This is a genomic window from Streptomyces sp. NPDC001100, from assembly GCF_053598575.1.
Genome location: NZ_JBSFKO010000018.1, coordinates 171,285 through 193,348, shown reverse-complemented (window position 1 = coordinate 193,348; position 22,064 = coordinate 171,285). Strand labels below are relative to the sequence as shown.

General features: G+C 69.9%; 20 protein-coding genes and 1 pseudogene. 10 read left to right on the top strand and 11 right to left on the bottom strand.

The genetic code is table 11. From position 1 onward, the window contains the following. Both ACWDEW_RS26415 and ACWDEW_RS26410 read left to right on the top strand, forming a co-directional pair. Positions 1 to 380, top strand: a pseudogene (locus tag ACWDEW_RS26415) (cytochrome ubiquinol oxidase subunit I); the annotation flags it as partial. Between the two features lie 5 nt (positions 381 to 385). Beyond that, positions 386 to 727 (top strand): hypothetical protein, encoded by a 342-nt coding sequence (locus tag ACWDEW_RS26410; protein WP_450515571.1) that lies wholly within the window; start codon positions 386 to 388, stop codon positions 725 to 727. Between the two features lie 49 nt (positions 728 to 776). Here ACWDEW_RS26410 and ACWDEW_RS26405 read toward each other — a convergent pair whose 3' ends face one another. After that, positions 777 to 2,735 carry a ricin-type beta-trefoil lectin domain protein gene (locus ACWDEW_RS26405; RefSeq protein WP_450515569.1) on the bottom strand — a complete coding sequence of 653 codons (1,959 nt, stop codon included), beginning with the start codon at positions 2,733 to 2,735 and terminating at the stop codon, positions 777 to 779. 202 nt (positions 2,736 to 2,937) lie between these two features. Here ACWDEW_RS26405 and ACWDEW_RS26400 point away from each other — a divergent pair, with 202 nt between their 5' ends. Beyond that, complete coding sequence (locus ACWDEW_RS26400) at positions 2,938 to 4,164, top strand: glycosyltransferase (RefSeq protein ID WP_450515582.1); 1,227 nt, start codon at positions 2,938 to 2,940, stop codon at positions 4,162 to 4,164. Here ACWDEW_RS26400 and ACWDEW_RS26395 read toward each other — a convergent pair. Further along, positions 4,161 to 4,559 (bottom strand): VOC family protein, encoded by a 399-nt coding sequence (locus ACWDEW_RS26395; RefSeq protein ID WP_450515567.1) that lies wholly within the window; start codon positions 4,557 to 4,559, stop codon positions 4,161 to 4,163. The two genes, ACWDEW_RS26400 and ACWDEW_RS26395, sit on opposite strands and share 4 nt — an antisense overlap. A gap of 107 nt (positions 4,560 to 4,666) precedes the next feature. On the opposite strand from ACWDEW_RS26395, the gene ACWDEW_RS26390 reads away from it, so the two are divergent. Beyond that, positions 4,667 to 5,641 (top strand): helix-turn-helix transcriptional regulator, encoded by a 975-nt coding sequence (locus ACWDEW_RS26390; RefSeq protein WP_450515565.1) that lies wholly within the window; start codon positions 4,667 to 4,669, stop codon positions 5,639 to 5,641. Here ACWDEW_RS26390 and ACWDEW_RS26385 read toward each other — a convergent pair. Next, positions 5,638 to 6,291, bottom strand: a complete 654-nt coding sequence (locus ACWDEW_RS26385) for a TetR/AcrR family transcriptional regulator (protein ID WP_450515580.1) — start codon at positions 6,289 to 6,291, stop codon at positions 5,638 to 5,640. The two genes, ACWDEW_RS26390 and ACWDEW_RS26385, sit on opposite strands and share 4 nt — an antisense overlap. A 163-nt stretch (positions 6,292 to 6,454) precedes the next feature. On the opposite strand from ACWDEW_RS26385, the gene ACWDEW_RS26380 reads away from it, so the two are divergent. Beyond that, positions 6,455 to 7,702, top strand: coding sequence for a YncE family protein (locus ACWDEW_RS26380; protein WP_450515563.1), 1,248 nt, complete (start codon positions 6,455 to 6,457; stop codon positions 7,700 to 7,702). Positions 7,703 to 7,752: 50 nt separating this feature from the next. On the opposite strand, the gene ACWDEW_RS26375 is transcribed toward ACWDEW_RS26380, so the two are convergent. Then, complete coding sequence (locus ACWDEW_RS26375) at positions 7,753 to 9,609, bottom strand: cellulase family glycosylhydrolase (RefSeq protein ID WP_450515561.1); 1,857 nt, start codon at positions 9,607 to 9,609, stop codon at positions 7,753 to 7,755. 87 nt (positions 9,610 to 9,696) lie between these two features. Continuing rightward, on the bottom strand, positions 9,697 to 11,664 hold the full coding sequence (locus ACWDEW_RS26370) for a GTP-binding protein (RefSeq protein WP_450515560.1): 1,968 nt from the start codon (positions 11,662 to 11,664) through the stop codon (positions 9,697 to 9,699). A 177-nt stretch (positions 11,665 to 11,841) separates the two neighbouring features. On the opposite strand from ACWDEW_RS26370, the gene ACWDEW_RS26365 reads away from it, so the two are divergent. Then, positions 11,842 to 12,948, top strand: a complete 1,107-nt coding sequence (locus ACWDEW_RS26365) for an XdhC family protein (protein WP_450515558.1) — start codon at positions 11,842 to 11,844, stop codon at positions 12,946 to 12,948. Positions 12,949 to 12,956: 8 nt separating this feature from the next. Here ACWDEW_RS26365 and ACWDEW_RS26360 read toward each other — a convergent pair whose 3' ends face one another. Continuing rightward, positions 12,957 to 13,457, bottom strand: a complete 501-nt coding sequence (locus tag ACWDEW_RS26360; protein WP_450515556.1) for a metallophosphoesterase family protein — start codon at positions 13,455 to 13,457, stop codon at positions 12,957 to 12,959. Between the two features lie 26 nt (positions 13,458 to 13,483). Further along, on the bottom strand, positions 13,484 to 14,299 hold the full coding sequence (locus tag ACWDEW_RS26355) for an SAM-dependent methyltransferase (protein WP_450515554.1): 816 nt from the start codon (positions 14,297 to 14,299) through the stop codon (positions 13,484 to 13,486). A 127-nt stretch (positions 14,300 to 14,426) separates the two neighbouring features. On the opposite strand from ACWDEW_RS26355, the gene ACWDEW_RS26350 reads away from it, so the two are divergent. The 4 genes from ACWDEW_RS26350 (at position 14,427) to rfbC (ending at position 18,305) form a co-directional block, all read left to right on the top strand. After that, a complete protein-coding gene (locus ACWDEW_RS26350; RefSeq protein ID WP_450515553.1) occupies positions 14,427 to 14,888 on the top strand; it encodes a MarR family winged helix-turn-helix transcriptional regulator in 462 nt (153 codons plus the stop codon). Positions 14,889 to 14,947: 59 nt separating this feature from the next. Then, positions 14,948 to 15,541: an isochorismatase family protein gene (locus ACWDEW_RS26345; protein ID WP_450515551.1), complete on the top strand. Its 594-nt coding sequence runs from the start codon at positions 14,948 to 14,950 to the stop codon at positions 15,539 to 15,541. A 137-nt stretch (positions 15,542 to 15,678) separates the two neighbouring features. Continuing rightward, positions 15,679 to 17,643: a glycosyltransferase family 2 protein gene (locus ACWDEW_RS26340; protein ID WP_450515550.1), complete on the top strand. Its 1,965-nt coding sequence runs from the start codon at positions 15,679 to 15,681 to the stop codon at positions 17,641 to 17,643. A 53-nt stretch (positions 17,644 to 17,696) separates the two neighbouring features. Next, entirely contained in the window at positions 17,697 to 18,305 is a 609-nt protein-coding gene (rfbC, locus tag ACWDEW_RS26335; RefSeq protein ID WP_450515549.1) for a dTDP-4-dehydrorhamnose 3,5-epimerase, read from the top strand. Here the strand turns inward: rfbC and ACWDEW_RS26330 are convergent. From ACWDEW_RS26330 to ACWDEW_RS26315, 4 genes are read right to left on the bottom strand one after another with little or no spacing between them, the layout of a single operon-like run. Continuing rightward, positions 18,295 to 19,098, bottom strand: a complete 804-nt coding sequence (locus ACWDEW_RS26330; protein WP_450515547.1) for a class I SAM-dependent methyltransferase — start codon at positions 19,096 to 19,098, stop codon at positions 18,295 to 18,297. The two genes, rfbC and ACWDEW_RS26330, sit on opposite strands and share 11 nt — an antisense overlap. Next, on the bottom strand, positions 19,095 to 19,976 hold the full coding sequence (gene rfbD, locus ACWDEW_RS26325; RefSeq protein WP_399116011.1) for a dTDP-4-dehydrorhamnose reductase: 882 nt from the start codon (positions 19,974 to 19,976) through the stop codon (positions 19,095 to 19,097). The genes ACWDEW_RS26330 and rfbD overlap by 4 nt, the downstream gene beginning before the upstream one ends. Further along, positions 19,976 to 20,947, bottom strand: a complete 972-nt coding sequence (gene rfbB, locus ACWDEW_RS26320) for a dTDP-glucose 4,6-dehydratase (protein ID WP_450515545.1) — start codon at positions 20,945 to 20,947, stop codon at positions 19,976 to 19,978. The genes rfbD and rfbB overlap by 1 nt, the downstream gene beginning before the upstream one ends. Then, complete coding sequence (locus ACWDEW_RS26315; RefSeq protein ID WP_450515544.1) at positions 20,944 to 22,011, bottom strand: glucose-1-phosphate thymidylyltransferase; 1,068 nt, start codon at positions 22,009 to 22,011, stop codon at positions 20,944 to 20,946. The genes rfbB and ACWDEW_RS26315 overlap by 4 nt, the downstream gene beginning before the upstream one ends. Positions 22,012 to 22,064 lie beyond the last annotated feature (53 nt).

Sequence of the window (22,064 nt, the reverse complement as noted above, 5' to 3'; positions counted from 1 at the left end):
TCTGGACGCTGTTCATCGGCTTCCACGGCACCTTCCTGGTCCAGCACTGGCTGGGCGTGAACGGGATGCAGCGCCGGATTCCCGACTACCTCGCGGTGGAGGGCCTGACGACACTCAACACGGTATCGACGATCTTCTCGTTCGTCCTCGGGCTGTCGATCCTGCCGTTCCTCTACAACGTCTGGAAGACCGCGCAGTACGGCAAGAAGGTCGAGGTCGACGACCCGTGGGGCTACGGCCGTTCACTGGAGTGGGCGACGTCCTGCCCACCACCCCGGCACAACTTCCTCGCCCTGCCCCGGATCCGCAGCGAATCCCCGGCGTTCGACCTCCACCACCCCGATGTCCCGGCCCTGGAGCGGGAGTTGACGTCACGGTGACCGCGATGGACGAACTCCCCCTGGATCCGAGGACGTTCCTCAACGAGATCGAGGGTCATCTGCTGGTCGCGGCCGCCCACACGGAGGGGCGCGCCGCCGCCGCCCGTTTCACCGCCCGGCTCGACTGGCTCACCGACGGCCAACGGGCCGACGTGGAAAGGCACTTCGAAGCGGAGTACCTCGCCCTCACCCGCGCCTCCTGGGAGCGTACGGCCGAGCGGGGCAGGCAGCTGCGGGACGAGTACGAGGAGACGTACCGGCACCTGCGCCAACGTCTGTTCGCCGCCTGCCTGTTGGGGTGTGCGGTGCTCGCGGCGACGGGACTGGTCCTCACCGCGCTCACCTAGGCACACACGTCCCGCCGGCCCTGACGACCGGCGGGACCATGCGCCACGACTACGTCAGCGTCCACTTCTGGTTGCTCGCCGTGCCGCAGGTGTACAGGATCAGCAGGGTCCCGTTGGCCGTGGCGGCGCCGGACGCGTCCAGGCACAGGCCCGCGTTGACGTTGGTGAGGGTGCCGTCGGAGTTGGCGGTCCACTTCTGGTTGTTCTGGCCGTTGCAGTCCCAGATGACGACCTTGGTGCCGTTGGTGGTTCCGTTGTTGTAGGCGTCCAGGCACTTGTTGCCGTAGACCACGAGCTCCTTGCGGGAGGTGTACGTCCAGGCCTGGTTCTGGCCGCCGTTGCAGTCCCAGATCTCGGCCTGGGTGCCGTTGGTGATGGTGTTGTTGTAGATGTCGGCGCAGCGGCCGGACCCGGTGCCGACGACCAGATTCCCGTTCGTGCCGGGGATGGGCTGGACGTTGATCGCCCCCAGGGTCGGCAGCGAACTGCCGGTGAAGGTGAGGGAGTTGGCGGACCCCTTCGACAGGTCGACCTGGACCGAGACCGTGCCCTGACTGGAGCCGGTCGGCGGGAAGGAGACCGTCGTCGCGGTCTGGCTGTTCACCTGGAGGGTGCCGGTGACGGCGGTGGAACCGGTGCTGGTGTAGGGGATGTCGACGACGTCCAGACCGGTGTTCGCCGCGCTCACGCCGGTGTACTTGCCGGTGGAGGTGGCGGTGTAGTTCGTGCTCGCCGCCTCGGTGCCGCCGCTCACCTTCAGCATCACCGAGCCGCCCGCCGGGACACTGGCGGTGTAACTCGTGGCGTACGAGCCGAGGTTCGACTGCGCCCAGAGGTCGCGGACCGTCGCGGACGCGCTGGTCAGACCGAGGTCGGACCAGCGGACGGTGATGTTCGCGGCGGACGAGGTGCGGTTGAGCAGCACGACCGCACGGTTGCCGGTGCCGGAGAGGACCCTGCCGTAGACCTGGAGGCCGGTTGTGTCCTCGGCGACCTTGACGCCCTGGAGGCCGCGCGCGTCCTGGTCGACGGCGACGACGTCCGAGTTCTTGAGGATCGCGGCGGTCTCACTGGTCATCGTGGTGAGGTCGTTGCCGGCGAGCAGCGGGGCGCCGGAGATCGCCCACAGCGCCATGTGGGTGCGGTTCTGGGCCGCCGTGAGGCCGGCCATGCCGACGGTGAGCATGTCGGGGTCGTTGTAGTAGCCGGTGTGCTGGGCGGCCGGGTGGAGAGTCTGGTCGAAGTTGGAGAGCACCGCGGACTGCGACGCCGTCCCGCCGTAGTAGTAGATGTCCGTGCTGGTCCGCCACATGGGGGCGAGGCCCGCGGCCCAGTTCCAGGTGTTCTGGTAGCCCCAGTTGCAGATGGACAGGGTCAGCGGGCGGCCGGTGGTGGCCGCGGCCGTGGCGACGGCCGAGCTGATCGACTTGTACGTGGTGGCCGCGTCGAGGCCCTCGGCGTCGCCGCCGCACCAGTCGACCTTCACGAAGTCGAAGCCCCACTGCGAGAACTGCAGCATGTCCTGGGCGTAGTGCCCTTCGCTGCCGGTGTTGGCGGCGGCGGGGCGGCCGGTCGGGTAGTAGTAGCCGCAGCCGTTCGCGCCGGCGTCCGTGTAGATGCCGGCCTTGAGGCCCTTGCTGTGGATGTAGTCGGCGATGGCGCTCATCCCGCCGGGCCACTCGCTGGTGTCGACGGTGATGTTGCCCGCGCTGTCGCGGGTGCCCTGCCACCAGCCCTCGTCGATGTTGATGTAGTTGTAGCCGGCCGCCGGGAGGCCGGAGGCGACGAACGCGTCGACCTGCGCCTTGATGACGCTGTAGTCGATCTTCGCGGCGAAGCTGTTCCAGGAGGCCCAGCCCATCGGGGCGGTGGGCACGGCTGTCTGACGGGTCGTCGAGGCGACCGGGGCCGTGTGGAGTGGGTCCGCGGGTGCGGGTCTGGTGAAGAGAAGCAGGGTGACTGCGGCTGCGGCCATCGCGAGGACGCGCAGGACGGGGGTGCGGAACATGCGGCTCCTTTGCCGATATCTCGAACAAGGGTCGGGCAACCGAACGAAACGGCGCGCTGAAAGTAGAGCCACCGGAGGGTGAAGTCAACGGCTGTGACACGAGGGGAAGTTGGAATCCCCGCGGAGATCCGCCACTCGTCGTGGGAATCCCCCACTCGTCGGGTCGGCGGACGCGATACTGACCGGCGTGCGCGTAGCGATCATGACGGCGGGATCCCGGGGCGACGTGGCCCCGTACACCGGACTCGGGCATGCCCTGACCCTGGCGGGGCACGAGGTCACTCTCGTCACCCACGCCGGTTTCGCGCCCCTGGTGGCGGGTTCGGGTGTCGGTTTCCATCCTCTCCCGGTCGATCCCCGGGCCGAGTTGGAGTCCTCACGGGGGCGCGGACTGCATCGCAGCACCTCGGGCGGGGGCAAGCTGCTGCGGGTGGTCGCGATGGCGCGGGCGCTGGTCGGGCGGATGACCGACGATCTGCTGACGGCCGCGCGGGCGAGCGACGTGCTGTTGCTGTCCAGTTCGCTGGGCCCTCTGGGGCATGCCATCGCCGAGGGGCTGTCCTTGCCGAGCCTGGGCGTGTACCTCCAACCCCTCGCACCGACAAGGGAGTTCGCGCCACCCGTGCTCGGCGGCGGCTCCTGGGGCACGGTCGGCAACCGGGTCGCCGGGCACGGGGTGAACCGGGCGGTGGAGCACGTCTTCGCCACCGCCGTACCGGAGGTACGTTCCCGCCTGGGCCTGGCCCCCACCCGTCCCGGCAGCGCGCTCCGGTCCCGGGAGGAGCACAACTGGCCCGTCCAGCACGGCTTCAGCCCGCTGATCGTGCCCCGTCCGGCCGACTGGCGGCCCGGGCTCACGGTGGCCGGCTACTGGTGGCCGTACGACGCGGACTCCCAACTCCCGCCCGAACTGCGGGACTTCCTCGACTCCGGGCCGGCTCCGGTCTTCGTGGGGCTCGGCAGTGCCACCGTGCCCGATCCGGAACGGCTGAGCGCAGAGATCGTGCGCGCCCTGCGGCGAGCCGGGCTGCGCGGAGTGATCCAGCGCGGTTGGGGCGGCCTCGAAGCGACCGGCGACGATGTCCTGAGCATCGGCGAGGTGCCGCATTCGGCGCTGTTCCCGCGGATGGCGGCCGTGGTCCATCACTGCGGTGCGGGCACGACCGCGGCCGGGCTGCGTGCCGGGGTGCCGGCCGTGCCGGTGCCGATCCAGTTCGACGAGGGCTTCTGGGCCGCCCGGCTGGTCGCCCTGGGCGTGGCGCCCCGCGCCGTCCCGCTGCGCGGGCTCACCGCCGACACCCTGTCCGCCGCACTCGTACAAGCCACCCGTGACCCGGCCTGCACCGAGCGGGCGCGGGCCCTTGGCGCCCGGGTACGCGCCGAGGACGGTACGGCTCCCGTGCTCGCCGCCCTCGACGGACTGACCTAGCGCCGCTGCCGTGCCACGGCCCCGGGGGTGACCGGCGTGAAGAAGTTGATCAGGTTGCCGTCGGGGTCGCGGAAGAGGAGGGAGCGGTTGCCCCAGGGCATCGTGGTCGGCTTCTGGACGATCTCGCAGTCGAGGGGGGCCAGGCGCTCGAATTCGGCGTCGACGTCCGGCACGCGGAACTCGGTGATCACCGAGCGGTTGGCGGCCGGCTGTGCGGAGCCGGTCCCGAAGAGAGCCACGGTGCGGGTGCTCGCGATCGCCAACGTGCAGGCAGGGGTGACGAGTTCGGCGAAGTCGGGAGTCGACCAGGTGGCGGTGACGCCGGTGACCTGTTCGTAGAACCCCACGAGACGGGCGACGTCGTCGGTGATGACACGGATCGAGACGAAGTTCATGGCGGCTTCCTGTCAGGGGTCGTGTGCGGTGCCGGATGAAGCGGCGTCCACCACGCTAGGACCAATACCGGACAGCTTCCGCCCGGTATCCGAGGCAGACTTTCCGGGTGACCACATCGACCGCCCGCGTGCTGGCCCTCCTGGAGATCCTCCAGAGCAGCGGCCTCCGTACCGTCCCCGACCTGGCCGCGCGGCTCGGCGTCGACGAACGCACGGTCCGCCGCTATGTCGGCCACCTGCTGGAGCTGGGCGTGCCGGTCGACTCGGTACGCGGTCGCTACGGCGGCTATCGGCTCGCTCCCGGCTATCGGATGCCGCCGCTGATGCTCACGGACGAGGAGGCGCTCGCCGTGGTGCTCGGGCTGCTGGCCGGCCGGAGGGCAGGGCTCGCCACCACGTCGGCCGCGGCGGGCGAGAGCGCCACGGCGAAACTGCTGCGGGTCCTGCCCAGCGCCCTGCGCCGACGGCTCGACGCCCTCCTCGACACCGCGGACTTCACCGCGCGACCGCGTGCCGCCTCCGCCCCGGAGACGGAGGTACTGCTCGAACTCGCCGAGGCCGCGCTCCATCGGCGGCCGGTGGCGATCGGCTACACCGACCGGAAGGGCCGCGAGAGCGACCGTACGGTCCTGCCGTACGGTCTGGTCGCGCACTCCGGGCGCTGGTATCTGACCGGCGCCGACCCGGCCGACGGCGAGGTCCGCACCTTCCGTCTGGACCGCGTCACCGCACTGCGCGTGCACTCCGGCTCGTTCGAGGTGCCGGCGGAGTTCGACCCGGCGGCCACGGTGCTGGACAGCCTCGCGCGCACGCCGTGGCGGCACGATGTGTCCCTGCGGATCCGGGGCGGTGTGCAGCACATTCGCGGGCATCTCCCGGCCGCGATCGCCACCGTGACCCCACCCGACGAGGGCACCGACTGGGTCCAGGTCCGGATCCGGGCCGAGCGACTGGACTGGATTCCGCCCGTCCTCGCCGCCCTCGACCGCCCGTTCGTCGTCGAACGCCCCGCCGCCCTGCGCGACCTCGTCCGCGCACTGGCCCGCCGTCTGGACGAGTACGCGACCGACGAACCGAGTTAGTCCCTCCAGCCCGGCGGCTGCATGATGCCCACGAGTTGTCGGACCAGTTCGTCGACGATCTCGTCCAGCGTGGCGTCCACCCAGCCCGCGCTCCAGTCGTGGAGAAGGCCGTTGACGCTGCCGATGAACGCCGCCGCGGCGATGCGGTAGTCGCGCCGCGCCGCCTCTCCGCGCTGGGCCGCGGCCCTCGCCTCGCCGCGGATGAGGTTGATCCAGCGGGCGCGGCGGGCCAGCCGCTGTTCCTCAAGGCGTGGGCTGACGCCGATGATCTCGACGAAGGTGATGCGGATGCGGCGCGGGTCGCCGGTGACGTTCTTGGCGTAGGCGTGGAAGATCGCGGTCGCCCGCTCGACGAGCGGCAGGCCGTCGGCGTCGTCGAGCGCGGCCAGTACGGCCTTCTCGGCCCAGTCGTTGACCTGGAGGTGGAGCGCGGCCAGCACGTCCTCCAGGCCGCGGAACTCCTCGTAGAACTGCCGCGTGGACAGCCCCGCGGCCTCACTGAGCGCGGCGACGGTCGTGCCGCGGTAGCCGGGGGTGTCGCCGAAGAGCTGGAGCGCGGCGTCCAGGAAGCGTCCGCGTCGCTCGGCCTGCCGCTGCTCGGCGGACTTGCCGCCGTAGCGACCGGTCGGCGCCTTGAGCCTGCCCGCCACTGTCATACCTCTATCTTGTCGACCATCGGCCAATCTTGTCGTGTCCGCAGTCTTGCGGAGAAGAGGGCCCGTCCTTACTTTTCAGTAAGTTCATTCTGAATGCGCGCGTGTTCAGATTTCTTCACATTCTCCGGCACCCCTCACCTCACAGAAGAGAGCAGTCATGCCTGCCTTCAGACCCAGGCACCTTTGCTCCATGGCCGCCGCCCTCGTCCTGACCGTAGCCGCTCCCGCGACGGCCGCCACCGCCGACTCCTCCGCCGCTCTGCGCGAGGTGCTGTTCGTCGGCAACAACTGGGACGGCACCGCGGACGTCATCAAGTCCACCGGCGACTTCGCGAAGATCGGGGAGATCAACATCGTCCCCGACAAGGCGGCCCGGCTGGCGGAGATCAACGCCGATCCGATCAAGTGGATCTACTACACGTCCATCCACAACGAGGTCGGACAGGGACACGACCAGTACGTGGACGACATGTACTCCACCCCGGACGGCAAGTCCCTCGTCGTCTCCCGCCCCAGCTTCGCCGACGTCGTGTCGATCAACCTCGCCACCGACACCATCAACTGGCGTTTCCCGGTGGCCGGTTACCGCGCCGACCACATGGCGGTATCCCCCGACGGCACCCGCGTCGCGGTCTCGGCCTCGACCGCCAACAAGGTGCAGGTGCTGGACATCAACACCGGTGCCGAACTGGGTGAGTTCGCCACCGGCGACAAGCCGCACGAGAACTTCTTCACCAACGGCGGCAAGTACATCTGGAACATGGCGATCGGCGAGGTCACCACCTCCCTCGACGATCCGGCCTGGGACTGGACCAAGGGCGACCGGCACATCACCGTCGTCGACGCCACCACGTTCAAGCAGGTCAAGATCATCGACATGCGGGACCGGCTGGACGCGATCGGCCTCACGAACTACTCCGACGCGGTCCGCCCGGCCGCCTTCACGCCGGACTGGTCCAAGCTGTACTTCCAGGTGTCGTTCTTCAACGGCTTCCTGGAGTACGACGTCGCCACCGACAAGATCACCCGCGTGAAGACGCTCCCGGTGAACCCCGCGACCAGCACGGACCGCACCACCTGGCTGCTCGACTCGCGTCATCACGGCATCTCGATGAACCCCGACGGCACCAAGCTGTGCGTCGCCGGGACGATGGACAACTACGCGACGGTCGTGGACCGGGCCACCCTCCAGGAGGGTCCGCTCGTCACGGCGTCCACGCCGTACTGGGCGACCGTCAGCGGTGACGGCAAGGACTGCATCATCTCGGAGGCCGGCGCCGACCAGGTGACGGCCATCGACTTCGCCACCGGTCAGAAGGTGCTCTCCGTCCCGGTGGGCGACCATCCGCAGCGCGTACGGCTGGGCCATGTGCAGGCCGACTGGACGAGCCCGTCCGCGAGTTGACCGACCGTCAACGGCACCGGTCCCCGAGGGGATCGGTGCCGTTGCCTTTGTCAGCTGTGCGCCGCCGCCCATGCGGCCAGTTCGGACTTGGCCGCGCTCAGCAGCGTCGAGGAGGGGCTCGACGCGCCGTTGGTGATCAGGGCGTAGTGCAGGGTTCCCGAGCCGGAGGCGGAGAGCAGGAGGCGGTGGCTGCCAGTGCCGCCCGGTTCGTTGGCCCAGCCGATCGGGGTCGACGACGTGTACGCCGGGACGCCCGAGACGGCTCCCAGGTCGGAGACCACTGTGGTGGACGCGGACGGGAAGGACGCCGGGAGGTGGAGTTCGGTCGGTGCGGTGGAGCTGTTGGAGCGCCACATCAGCAGGCCGTACTGGCCGGAGCCGACCAGCGAGGACACGTTCGGGAGAGTGCTGGGGACCGGGTTCCAGGTGAGGGTCGTGGAGCCGTCGCGGGAGCGGTCCTCGTAGGTGAAGGCGACCGTGGTGCCGGCGGTCGCGCTCGGGTAGATCCGGTCGAGCAGCCGGGCGTCCTGACGGAGTGTCACGGTGCCGGAGTCGGTCATGTTGACGGCGGAGAGGTCCTCGTCGTTCCAGGCGTCGCCGGTGGTGAGCACCTTGTCGGGGTTGTCGTTCATCAGCTCGTGGTGGCGGCCGTTGTAGATGTCCCACTGCCACTGCGTACCGGACAGGACCGGACCCGAGCCGCTCGGATTGGACCACCAACTCGCCCCCGGCAGACGGGAGTCGAGAGCCTGGTACATCGCCTTGAGGACGGTGGGTGCCTTGCCCGCGACCGTGCCGGACAGCGGATGTCCGAACTCGCTGACGATGGCGGCGGTGCCGGCGGCGGTGGCCCGGTCACGAACGGTGCCGAAGTCGGTCGAGTACTGACCGTCGGCCGCGTTCCCCCACATCAGGATGCCGGAGATCGCCTTCTGGTCGTAGAAGTGGGTGTTGAAGACATAGCGCGAGCCGAGCGTGCCCGCGTCGAGGAGTCCGCCCTCCTGTACCTGGCTGGAGATGTTGGAGTTCCAGAAGAGGTTCGGCTCGACGAGGGCGGGCTTGGCGCTCCAGCCGGCCGCGTCCATCCGCGCGCGGAACTTCACGTAGAACGGCCAGAGCAGGTTCTGCTCCCAGGTGCGGCTCGTCTGGCCCGAGTCGTAGGTTCCCGCGAAGGGCTCGTTGTACGGGTCGAAGCCGACGACACCCGCGAACTCGTCGGTGCTGAGGTGCTGCTGGATGTACGTCATGGTCGACTGGGCGGTGGCGAGGAAGGAGTCCTGGAGGCCGTAGTTGTTGTGCCAGAAGTCGTACTGGGCCTTGGTGACGGCCGAGTTCTGGGTGATGTTCTGGCCCCAGAAGAGGCAGATCCCGCAGGACTCCTGGGGGTAACTCCCCAGCGCGACGGCCCACTTGGGCGCGCCGTCGCCGGTGTACCAACTGCCGGTGTTGAACAGGTACTTGGAGTAGAGGTCCTGGTGGAAGTCGGGGTAGACGCGGATGCCGGCGTCGAGGAACGCCTGCATCTGGGCGGTGGCGGCGGCCAGGTACGTGGTGTCGACCTGGCCTCGGACGGGTTCGGCGTAGGCCCAGGAGAGCAGGAAGCGGACCGAGTTGCCGCCGCCGAGGGCGCGCAGCGCGGTCGCGGACTTCTTCGCGTCGGCGACCGAGGCGAAGGGGAGACCGCTGTTCTCCGCCAGTTTGGTCTCGCCGGAGACGTTGTAGCCGCGCAGCACGACCTGGCGGCCGTAGCTGTCGACGAAGCTGCCGTTCTGGACGGTCAGCGCCGATCCGTCGAACCAGAGGGAGTCGGTTGGGGTGGCGGCGGTGGCGGGCCCGGCACCCAGCACCGACAGGAATCCGCAGAGGACAACCAGGACAACGATCACACGCGCCCGGATATTCGTCATGTCCACTACAGTCCGGTGATTTCCGGACACTGTCAACACTTCTGACTCATGAGTAAGTATGCGCTCTCTAAGCCCTGTTGACACTTTTCAGGTCACACGACGCGTCACCTTCAGCAGGTACTCCTTCCGGTTCAGCGGGTTCTGGTCGGTGCGCGCCCGCTCCGGAACGGTGCCGTGCGTGACCGGCGCGTAGTGGTCGAAAGCGCTCTCCCACTCGCCCTCGCCGCGCGTCAGCCCCGGCAACTGCCGCTCAAGACCGTGCACTTGGGCGGCCGGCACCACTCCCTCCAGCACACAGAGCGCCCCCTGCGTCTCGGTGGTCCCCGGTACGGCGCGCACCGCGGTGAGGACCGGCAGCAGCGCGCCGAGGATGTCGGCCGGCGCCTCGACGCGGAACCGGTGCATCGGCTCGCACACCTGACTCCCCGCCCGCCGCAGTGCCTCGACGAGGACGAGCGGGGTCAGTCCGCGGAAGTCGGCACCGGTGCTCGACATGCTCTTGTCGAAGCCCTGGTGGGCGTGGCTCTGCCGGGGCGAGTAGCCCGAGTGCGTCATGGTGACCACGCAGTCGGTGACCCGCCAGCCGTGCAGCCCCTGCCCGAGCGTCTCGCGCACGGTGTCCTCGACGGCCTTGAATAAGGCGTACGGCATCGCTCCCAGCTCGACTTCGAGCGCGAACCGCACCCCCGAGCCGACCGGCGCCGGGTCGACGCGCAGGCCGACCGTGGCGAGGAACGGGTTCGCGTCCTTCTTGTTGAACTCGACCGCCGCGCCCGTGCCGACCGGCCGCTCGATGCACAGCGGCGTCGTCTCGCGGAACGTGACCCGCACCCCGAACTCGTCGGCGAGCGTGGCCTGGATGACCTCCTTCTGGACCTCGCCGTAGAGCGAGACGGCGGTCTCCTGGCGCACCTCGTCGTGGCGCAGGCCGATCAGCGGGTCCTGTTCGGCGAGTTGGGTGAGGGCGAGGTGCAGGGCGCGCCGGTCGGCGTCCGGGCCCGGCACGACGACGGTCTCGAGGGTCGGCGGCGCGAAGAAGTGCTCGTACGCCTTCCTCGGTGCGCCGATCGCGTCGCCGATCCGGATCTCGCCGAGGCCCCGCAGCCGGCCGATCCGGCCCGCAGGGACGGAGTCGGAGCCGATGTCCGTGCCGTGGTCGAAGACGCTGATCGAGGTGACCCTGCCCTCCTCGCCGGCGTCCCCGAAGGTGATCCGGTCGCGGGTGCGGAGGGTGCCGGAAAACATCCGCGCGTAGGCGATCTTCTCCCCCGCCGGACCGCGCTCGACCTTGAACACCGTGCCGGAGAGCGGGCCCTGGGGATCGCCCTCGGCGGCGGGGAGCAGTTCCTTGATGCCGGCGATCAGCGCGTCCACGCCGGCGCCCGTGATGGCGGAGCCGAAGTAGACCGGGTGCACGAGGGCCTGGCGGGTCTGGGCGGCGAGGGCCGCGCACAGGAGGTCGTACGACACGGTGTTCTCGACGTAGGCGGCGAGCAGTTCGTCGTCGTGGTCGGCGAGGACGGCCGCCACGCCCGGGTCGAGGCCCGGCCGGAAACCGGCCGCCGGGGTGCCGATGTCCTCGACCGAGCCCATCGGTAGGACCGCTGCCCTGAGCCGGTCGGAGATCTCCCGCAGCAGCTCGTCGTGGCGGGCACCGCGGCGGTCGATCTTGTTGACGAAGAGGAGCGTCGGGATCCGCAGCCGCTGGAGCGTGCGCATCAGGACGCGGGTCTGCGGCTGGACGCCCTCGACCGCCGAGACGACCAGGACGGCGCCGTCCAGTACGCCCAGCACCCGCTCCACCTCGGCGATGAAGTCCGGGTGGCCGGGGGTGTCGATGAGGTTGACGGTCACGTCGTCGACCGGGAACGAGACGACGGCGGACTTGATGGTGATACCGCGCTGCCGCTCCAGTGCGAGCGTGTCGGTGCGGGTGCTGCCGGCGTCGACGCTGCCGATCTCGTCGATCACACCGGCCGAGTGCAGCAGCCGTTCGGTCAGACTGGTCTTACCTGCGTCTACGTGCGCGAGGATTCCGAGGTTGAGCAAGTGCACCTGGTGTCATGTCCTTTGATGAGGGGGGCCTTCCTTCTTGGGCGGACATGAACGGTGCGCGCATCTCAGTGCTCCTCGGTCGTCGGTGACGGACACCGGTCAGTGCACCAGAGCGGCGGGGACGACGCCAACGGATTAACGTCCGTAGCGGGACTACGGCGGTGAGAGGAGCACGTCGTGCGGGAGATCCTCCCGGAGCTCGGGCGCTGGTACGCGGCCCGGGAACCGTTCGGCCTGGCCACCGTGGTCGCGGTCAGCCGCAGTGCGCCGCGCGACCCCGGGGCGGCCATGGCCGTGGGCCCGGACGGCGAGGTCGTGGGCAGCGTGTCCGGGGGCTGTGTGGAGGGGGCGGTCTTCGAGCTGGCGCGGGAGGTGGTGGCGAGCGGCGAGGCGCGCCTGGAGACCTTCGGGTACAGCGACGAGGACGCCTTCGCGGTCGGTCTCACCTGCGGCGGCGAGATCACCGTGCTGGTACGGCCCGTCACACCGGAGGCCGATCCCGCGTTCGGAGCGGTCGCGCGGTCGGTGGCCGCGCACGAGCCGGTGACCGTGGCGACGGTGACCGACGGTCCGGCGCCGCGCGGAGCCACCCTCGCCGTGTGGCCCGACAGGGTGGACGGCACCCTCGGCACCACCGGCCTCGACGTGGCGGTCACCGCCGACGCGCGCGGTGAACTCGCCCTCGGCGCAACGGGATTGCGGCACTACGGGCCGCACGGCGAGCGACGCGAGGACTCCGTCACCGTGTTTCTGCGCTCCTTCGCGCCGCCGCCCCGGATGCTGGTGTTCGGCGCCATCGACTACGCGGCGGCGGTCGCCCGGATCGGTGACTTCCTCGGCTACCGGGTCACGGTGTGCGACGCCCGCCCGGTGTTCGCGACGCCGAAGCGCTTCCCGGCCGGAGTCGAGGTGGTCGTGGACTGGCCGCACCGGTATCTGGCCGGCACGGACACCGACGAGCGGACGGTGATCTGCGTCCTGACCCACGACCCGAAGTTCGACGTACCGCTGCTGGAGGAGGCGCTGCGCCGGCCGGCCGCCTACATCGGGGCGATGGGCAGCCGCCGCACCCATGACGACCGTATGCGGCGACTGCGCGAATCCGACCTCGCCGAGGGCGAGTTGGCCCGGTTGCGCTCACCGATCGGCCTGGACCTCGGCGCCCGCACCCCGGAGGAGGTGGCCGTCTCCGTGGCCGCCGAGATCGTCGCGCTGCGGTGGAGCGGCACGGGGATGCCGTTGACGGGGGTGGCGGGGGCGATCCACCGGGCGCCGTCCGGCTGAACGGCGGGTCACCTGGGCGGCAACCGGTGCAGTACGAGGTCCGTCAGGGCGCCGTCCATGACCGTCGCCGTGAGGTAGGTGCAGTGCGGCTGGCGTCGGCGGTCCGTCGGGGAGCCCGGGTTGAGGAGCCGTAGACCGGTGGGGGCCGTGGTGTCCCAGGGGATGTGGCTGTGTCCGAAGACGAGCACGTCCAGGTCCGGGAAACGGGCCGCGCAGCGCGCCTCGCGGCCCCGGGCGGGGCCGGTCTCGTGCACGGCGCCGAAGCGCAGGCCGCCGAGTTCGGCGTAGGCCACCTCGGGGAGCCGGGCGCGCAGTGCGGGGCCGTCGTTGTTGCCGTACACACCGACGAGGCGGCGGCTGCGGCTCTCCAGCAGGTCGAGAGTGGCCGTGTCGACCCAGTCGCCGGCGTGGAACACGACGTCGGCGCGCGGGAGTTCGGCGAGGAGCTGCGCGGGCAGTTCCTTGGCGCGCTTGGGGAGATGGGTGTCGGACATCAGGAGCAGACGCACGGGGTCAGCCTAGGTCCGTGGTGCTGTCAGGGCTTGACGCCCACCCCGCACCACATCGGGAGGGGACCGGTCGCCGGGATGTCCTCGGGGTCGGGGCGCCGGACCGGCAGTTGGACGACGCCGGGGTCGAGGATCTCCGTGCCGTCGAAGAAGCGGGTGACCTCGGCGTGGGTGCGCGGGGTGGCGCCCGCGTGTTCGGCGGCGCGTTCGTTGTAGACGCGCGTCGACTCGGCGACCTCCTCGGCGCCGATGTCGGCCGCCGGGTGGGAGAGGACGAGGTGGCTGCCGGGGGCGAGCGCGTCCAGGAGGCGGCGGGTGATCGCGTAGGGGTCGTCGCGGTCGGGGACGTACTGGAGGATCGCCACCAGCATCAGCCCCACCGGCCGGGAGAGGTCGAGGGTCCCGGCCGCGGCGGCGAGGATGCGGTCCACGTCACGCAGGTCCGACTCCAGGTAGTCCGTCGCGCCTTCCTCGCTGCTGACGAGCAGGGCACGCGCGTGTGCCAGGACGACGGGGTCGTTGTCGACGTAGACGACGCGGGCTCCGGGGGCGACGCGCTGGGCCACCTCGTGGGTGTTGTCCGCGGCCGGTATGCCGGTGCCGATGTCGAGGAACTGGCGGATGCCCGCCTTGCCGCTCAGCTCGCGGACGGCCCGGCGGAGGAAGGCCCGGTTGGCGCGGACCGCGGGGACGATCTCCGGGTTGGCCGCGGCGGCGAGCTCGGCGGCCTCCTGGTCGGCGGGGTAGTTGTCCTTCCCGCCCGGCCAGGCGTTGTAGACGCGGGCGGGATGCGCCACGGACGAGTCGATCAGGGCCGTGCCGCCAGCTGAGTGCTCGTCCATCGCGATCCGCTCCCGCTCGCCCTTCGAACCTCCGCCGGCGCACAGAGTAGTGCCCTGGAGAGATCTTCAGGGCAGACTGTTCAGTTGCGACTGGACAGTTTCCGCTGTCGGTTCTACGGTGAGGCCCATGGATCACAAGCGCTCGCGCACACCGGCGGGCATCTCGGACTCCGCCGCCCGCTCCGCGCGGGATCTGCGGGTGGTGTTCAGCCGGCTGCGGCGCCGGATCCGCGAGGTCGCGACGGACGCGGACCTCACTCCCTCACAGGAGTCGGCGCTCACCCTCGTCGGCAAGCACGGCGCGGCCACGGCCAGCGCGCTGGCGACGGCCGAGGGGGTCAGGCCGCAGTCGATGGCCGCCACCCTCGCCGCCCTCGACCGGCACGGGCTGATCCGGCGCAGCCCCGACCCCGAGGACGGCCGCAGACAACTGGTCACCCTCACCGAGGCGGGCCGCGAGCGCGTCGAGGACAACCGGCAGGCTCGCGAGGAGTGGCTCGCGCGCGCCTTCGAGGACCGCTACACCGAGCAGGAACGGCGGACGATCGTCGACGCGCTGGCACTGCTGGAGCGACTGTCGGAGCAGTGATACCGAAGCCCACCCGGACAACCGGCCAAGCCCCCCGCAACTCCTGAAAGGCCTCCCCCATGGCACTCACCACCCTGGACCCGCGTACCGCACTCGTCGTGATCGACCTCCAGGGCGGCGTCGTCGGCGCCCCGACCCAGCCGTACAGCGGGCCCGAGGTCGTCGCCCGTACCGTCGAGCTCGCGGACGCCTTCCGGGCCGCCGGCCTCCCCGTGGCGCTGGTCCGGGTCACCTTCGCGCACGACGGTGCCGACGCGGTTCCCGGCCGGACCGAGCAGCGGCGCGCCCGGGGCGCGGCCCGCTCCGAGGGCTGGGACGTCGTCGTCGACGAGCTGGCCGGGCACCCCGACGACATCCACGTCGTCAAGCGGAACTGGGGCGCCTTCCACGGCACCGACCTGGATGTGCAGCTGCGCCGGCGCGGTGTCACGCAGATCGTGCTGACCGGCATCGCCACCAGCATCGGCGTCGAGTCCACCGCCCGCGCGGCGCACGAGCACGGCTACCACGTGACCCTGGCCACGGACGCGATGAGCGACCTGGACGCCGTCTCGCACGCCCACAGCATCGAGCGGATCTTCCCGCGCCTGGGCGAAACGGGTACATCAGCCGAAATCCTGGAACTTCTGTCCAAGACCCACAACGCGAGCTGACACAGACCCACTGCGGGTTAACCGTTGCCCAACACCGGCCCAATGGGCGGCATCGAGACAGACCGGGTTAGCATCACCCCACTCGCGCCGTTCCATATCGGGCAACGGTCAGCGCAAACAAGGGGGCTAGAAGCCGGATGTCGGTCAAGGTCAGTGTCGTCGTCCCTGTGTACAACCCAGGGCCCTATATCGAGGACTGCATCTCCTCTCTCCTCAGGCAGTCCCTGCCTAACGACGAGTACGAGGCGATCTTCGTCGACGACGGCTCGACGGACGGCACGCCCGCGCGGCTCGACGAGGTCGCCGCGCAGCACCCCCACATCCACGTCATCCACCAGGAGGCGTCCGGCTGGTCGGGCAAGCCCCGGAACGTCGGCATCGGCGCCTCCAAGGGCGAGTTCGTCATGTTCGTCGACAACGACGACTACCTCGGAGACGAGGCCCTGGAGCGGATGTACGACTACGGCGTGGCCAACGGCGCCGATGTCATCGTCGGCAAGATGGCCGGCAAGGGCCGTGCCGTGCCCGTGGAGCTGTTCCGCAAGAACTATCCGCACGCGTCGGTCGAGACCGCGCCGCTGATGGACAGCCTCACCCCGCACAAGATGCTCCGCCGCGCGTTCCTCGACCGCATCAACCTGCGGTTCCCGGAGGGGCGCCGCCGCCTGGAGGACCACGTCTTCGTGACGGAGGCCTACCTCGCCGCGGACAACGTCGCCGTGCTCAGCGACTACGTCTGCTACTACCACATCAAGCGCGAGGACGCCTCGAACGCCGGCTTCCAGCGCTTCGACCCGGTCGGCTACTTCAAGAACCTGCGCGAGGCCCTCGACGTCGTCGAGAAGTACACCGAGCCCGGTCCGGCCCGCGACAAGATCTTCCGCCGCTGGCTGCGCGTGGAGATGATGGAGCGCCTCGGCGGCGGCCGGCTGCTGAAGGCCCCCGACGACTACCGCCGTGAGCTCCTCAAGGAGATCCGCGGTGTCATGACCGAGCGCTTCGGCCCCGGTGTCGCGGCGGGCCTCGGCCCGCGGCTGCGGGTCGTCGCGGCCCTCGCCGCCGCCGACCGCTACGACGACCTCGTCGAGCTCGCCGAGTGGGAGGCCTCCCTCAAGCCGCAGGCGTCCCCCGGCGAGATCGAGTGGCGGGACGGCAAGTTGCTGGTCCACTACCAGGCCGAGTTCGTCGTCGACGGCAAGCCCGCGATCTTCCCGGCCCAGGGCGCGCCCGCCCCCAAGCACCCGGAGCCGAAGAACCTCGCCGAGGCCACCGCCCTGCTGACGGCCGACGCCACCCACGTCTTCAAGAAGGCGACGGCCGACCTCGTCGTCCGTGAACGCACCAGCGCCGCCTCGCACTTCCAGCGGGTGCAGATCTCGCACGAGGCGGTTCCCGAGGGCGACGGCGTCCGCCTGGTGCTGCACGCCACGGCCACCGTCGACCCCGCCACCGCGGCCGGCGGCGCCCCGCTGAGCGAGGGCCTCTGGGACACCTACGTCCGGGTCGTCATCGGCTCCTGGAACAAGGAGTGCCGCCTCGGCCCGGTCCCGCAGCACGGCGAGAACGCCGGGCTGGCCGGTGTCGTCGCCGGCCAGGTGCTGCTCCCGTACTACACGGAGCCGCACGGCAACTTCTCGCTGGACGTCGACAAGGCGAGCAAGCGCCTCGGCCTCGGCGACCTCAAGCCCGGCGACTTCACGGTCACCGGCGCCCGCGTCGGCGTACTGCTCCCCTTCTACGTCCCCGCCGCCACCGACGTACTGCTGCGCCTGACCCACAAGGCGTCCGGTACGACCCTGGACGTGCCCGGTGTGGTCTCCCCCGAGTCCTCCGGTGCTCGGCTGGCGGCCGAGGTGCCCGCCGCCGAGCTGAAGGACCTGGCGTGGGCCGCCTCGGTGTGCCTGACCCCGACCGCGACCGGGCAGCGTTTCCTGGCGCTGCCGGTGCGGCTGGCCGGTGACGCCGGCGGTATCCGGGTGGAGGCGGCGCCGAAGGCCAAGCCCGCCGAGCCCAAGCCCGCGCCGAAGCCGGTGGCCGCCAAGCCCAAGCCGGGGCTGGCCCGCCGGGTGGCGCGCAAGCTGAAGCGCGCCCTGAGCAAGTAGCAAGTAGCCGAGCACATCGCTGTACCCGAGCAAGCCATGGAGGACGAAAGAACGTGCGAGCACTGGGGATTGAAGGCGCCTGGGTCCTGGAGCCCAAGGTCTTCCCTGACGACCGGGGCAGTTTCCACGAGTGGTACCGCGGCGAGGAGTTCCGCGAGGCCACCGGGTACGACCTGGAGCTGTCACAGGCCAACTGCTCGGTGTCGCGGCGCGGTGTGGTGCGCGGAGTGCACTTCTCCGACGTACCGCCGAGCCAGGCCAAGTACGTGAAGTGCGTGCGCGGCGCCGTCCTCGACGTGATCGTGGACATCCGCGTCGGCTCTCCCACGTTCGGTCAGTGGGAGGCCGTCCGGCTGGACGACGACAGCAAGCACGCCGTGTTCCTCGCGGAGGGTCTTGGGCACGCGTTCATGGCCCTGACCGACGACGCGACGGTCGTGTACCTGTGCTCCACGGGTTACTCGCCCGGGCGTGAGCACGGGATCAACCCGCTCGACCCGGCGCTCGGCATCGCCTGGCCGGAGGGCTTCGAGCCGGTGCTGTCGGAGAAGGACGCCGAGGCGCCCACATTGGCAGAGGCGGAGCAGTCAGGACTTCTTCCGTCCTACGCGGACTGCTCCGCCTACTACGAGCGACTGCGTGGTGGCCGGCTCAGCGACTGACGCTGAGCTGTTCCACCGCACGGCGCAGGGGCTCCCAGCCGCGGGACCGCTTGGTCCCGCGGTTGCGGGCGTTGGCGAGGGGGCCCCAGAAACCGGCGTCGAGCAGCGCCTCGGGCTTCACCGCGGTGGTGCGCTCCAGGATCGCCTCGGGCACCTTCTGCGGGTCCGGGACCTCGAACTCGGCGATGATCTCGTCGTACTTGTCCTTGAGGACGGTGCTGGTCGGGTCCGCGCCGAAGACCACGAGCTGACCCGTGGGCTGGGTGTCGACCAGGACCGTCACCAGGTCCGGACGGTAGCGGGCGAGGATCTCGACCAGCTTGTACACGTCGCCGGTCCAGGCGTCGGTGTGCCGGTCGCGGGCCGCCTCGTCGATGCTGCGCGGCAGCATGTCGTCGAAGACGATGACGCTGGCCCAGTCCGAGTGCTTCTCCACGTTGATGAAGTCGCGCAGCGCGTACTCGAAGAGGTGCATGCCGTCGATGAACGACAGATCCAGCGTGGTGGTCTTCCACCAGCCCAACGGGCTCCGGTTGCGGGCCAGTTGACGCAGCGGGTGACGACCGCCGCGCAGGTGCACCAGCGGATTGTCCCGGGCGAAGAAGTCGTCACTGGTCGCCTTGGCCAGGTGGACGTCACAGCGGATCTCCGTGACCACCTTGAACGCGGGATCGATCGCGACGCTGGGCACCCGGGAGAGCGTCAGGCTGCGGCCGTCGTTGACGCCGATCTCCAGGTAGTTGCGGTTCGCGGTTGACTTGTGGAGTCCCCGCAGGAACTCATGACGTTTCACGAAGAAATCTCCTTGCGGATGTGAGGAAGTGCTTCGTGCAGGGCGGACCGCCAGTCCCTTGGCGGTTCCAGACCGACTTCCCGCCACCGCTCGTGCCCGAGGGCGCTGTAGGCGGGGCGGGGCGCGGGACGGACGAAGGCAGCGCTCGTGGTGGGGCGCACGCGCTCCGGGTCGGCGTCGATGAGCCGGAACACCTCCTGCGCGAGACCGTGCCAGCTGGTCTCGCCGGAGCTGGTCGCGTGGAACACCCCGTGCGCGCCCTCGACTTGACCGATACGGGCGCCCAGATCAGCGATCCGTACGGCGACGTCGGCGCTCCAGGTCGGCTGTCCGTGCTGGTCGTCGACGACGTCGAGAGTGTCGCGACGTGCTTCCAGCTCGATCATCGTGCGGACGAAGTTACCCCCACAGGCTCCGTACAGCCAAGCCGTTCGGACAACCGCGCTGTTACCGGGCAGTTCGGCCAACACGGCCTGCTCGCCCGCCAGTTTGGTACGCCCGTACGCGGTGCGCGGAGCGGTGGCGTGATTCTCCGGGTACGGCGTGCTGCGGGCCTCGCCGTCGAAGACGTAGTCGGTGGAGACATGGACCAGGCGCGCGCCCGAGGCGGCGCAGGCGCGGGCGAGGAGCCGGGGCCCCTCGCCGTTGATGCGAAGGGCCCGCTCCTCGTCGGTCTCGGCGTCGTCGACGGCGGTGTACGCCGCGCAGTTCACCACCACGTCGGGGTGGTGTTCCGCGAACGCCCGGTCCACCGACGCGGGGTCGGTGATGTCCAGGGCGGCGCGGTCGAGACCGACGAACTGCTCACCGCGCCGGGCGAGTTCGTCCAGGACGTCGTGGCCGAGCATCCCGCCGGCACCGGTGACCAGCCACTTCATCAGCCGCGCTCCACCCTTGCCTTGAGCGGCTCCCACCAGGCGCGGTTGTCGCGGTACCAGGCGACCGTGTCGGCCAGGCCCGTGGCGAAGTCGTGCTTCGGGGTGTAGCCGAGCTCGTCGTGGATCTTGGACCAGTCGACGGAGTAGCGCAGGTCGTGGCCCTTGCGGTCCTCGACGCGCTCGACCGAGTCCCAGTCGGCGCCGCAGGCTTCGAGCAGCAGGCCGGTGAGCTCCTTGTTGCTGAGCTCCGTGCCGCCGCCGATGTTGTAGACCTCGCCGGCCCGGCCCTTGGTGCGCACGAGCTCGATGCCCTGGCAGTGGTCCTCGACGTGCAGCCAGTCGCGGACGTTGAGGCCCTCGCCGTAGAGCGGGACCTTCTTGCCGTCGAGGAGGTTGCTGACGAACAGCGGGATGACCTTCTCGGGGAACTGGTGCGGCCCGTAGTTGTTCGAGCAACGGGTGACACGGACGTCCAGGCCGTGGGTGCGGTGGTAGGCCAGGGCGAGCAGATCGGAGGAGGCCTTCGACGCGGAGTACGGCGAGTTCGGCGCCAGCGGGTGGGTCTCGGGCCAGGAGCCGGACTCGATGGAGCCGTAGACCTCGTCGGTGGAGATGTGCACGAACGGGACGGTGTAGCGCAGGGCCGCGTCGAGCAGGACCTGGGTGCCCACCACGTTGGTGCGGACGAAGTCGGCGGCGCCGTTGATCGAACGGTCCACGTGGGACTCGGCGGCGAAGTGGACCACCTGGTCCGCCTCGGCCATCAGCTTGTCGACCAGTCCGGCGTCGCAGATGTCGCCCTGGACGAACTCCAGGCGCGGGTGGCCTATTTCCAGGTTGTCGAGCGTGCCGGCGTACGTGAGCTTGTCCAGCACCGTGATGCGGGGCGCGTCGGGCGCGTCCGAGGCGAGGAGCGTGCGGACGTACGTGGAACCGATGAAGCCGGCGGCGCCGGTGACGAGGAGATTCATGAACGGATCTGCACCTTGCTGTGGTCTCCGAGAACGAGGCGGTGGGCGCTGGGTACCCCCGGAGCGGGGGTCACTTCGACGTGCTTGCCGATGAGCGAGGACTCGATCCGGCCCACCCCGGCGATGGACGAGTCCTGCAGCACTATGGAGAACTCCAGCTCACTGTCGGTGATCCGGCAGTTCTCCGCGACCGAGGTGAACGGTCCGATGTAGGAGTCGCTCACCACGGTTCCGGACCCGATGACGACGGGGCCGACGATGCGGGAACGCGCGATGCGCGCGCCCTCTTCGATCACCACGCGCCCGATGGTCTCGGAGACGTCGTCGACCTCGCCGTCGATGCGGCGGTCCATGGACTCCAGGACGGTCCGGTTGACCTCGAGCATGTCGACGACGTTGCCCGTGTCCTTCCAGTAGCCGTGGATGACCGAGGAGCGCACGTCGGCGCCGTCGTCGATCAGCTGCTGGATGGCGTGGGTGATCTCCAGCTCGCCGCGCCAGGACGGCTTGATGGCGCGCACGGCGTCGTGGATGGCGGGCGTGAAGAGGTAGACACCGACCAGGGCGAGGTCGCTCTTGGGGTGCTCCGGCTTCTCCTCCAGGCCGATGACCTGGCCGGATTCGCTGAGTTCGGCGACGCCGAAGGAGCGCGGGTCGGGCACGTGGGTGAGCAGGATCTGCGCGTCGGGCTTGTTGGCCTGGAAGCCCTCGACGAGACCGGTGATGCCGCCGACGATGAAGTTGTCACCGAGGTACATCACGAAGTCGTCGTCGCCGAGGTACTCGCGCGCGATCAGAACGGCGTGGGCCAGTCCGAGGGGACGGTCCTGCGGGATGTAGGTGATCTTCAGGCCGAACTTCGACCCGTCACCCACCGCCTCCTCGATCTCCGCCGCGGTGTCACCGACGATGATGCCGACCTCGGTGATTCCCGCGTCGGCGAGCGATTCGAGCCCGTAGAAAAGGACGGCCTTGTTGGCCACCGGGACGAGCTGTTTTGCCGATGTGTGTGTGATCGGCCTCAGGCGGGATCCAGTGCCGCCGGAGAGAACGAGAGCCTTCATCGCTTCACCTTAGCGTCATCTTTGGACGTGCATCGTTCCTCCCTATGTTCGTT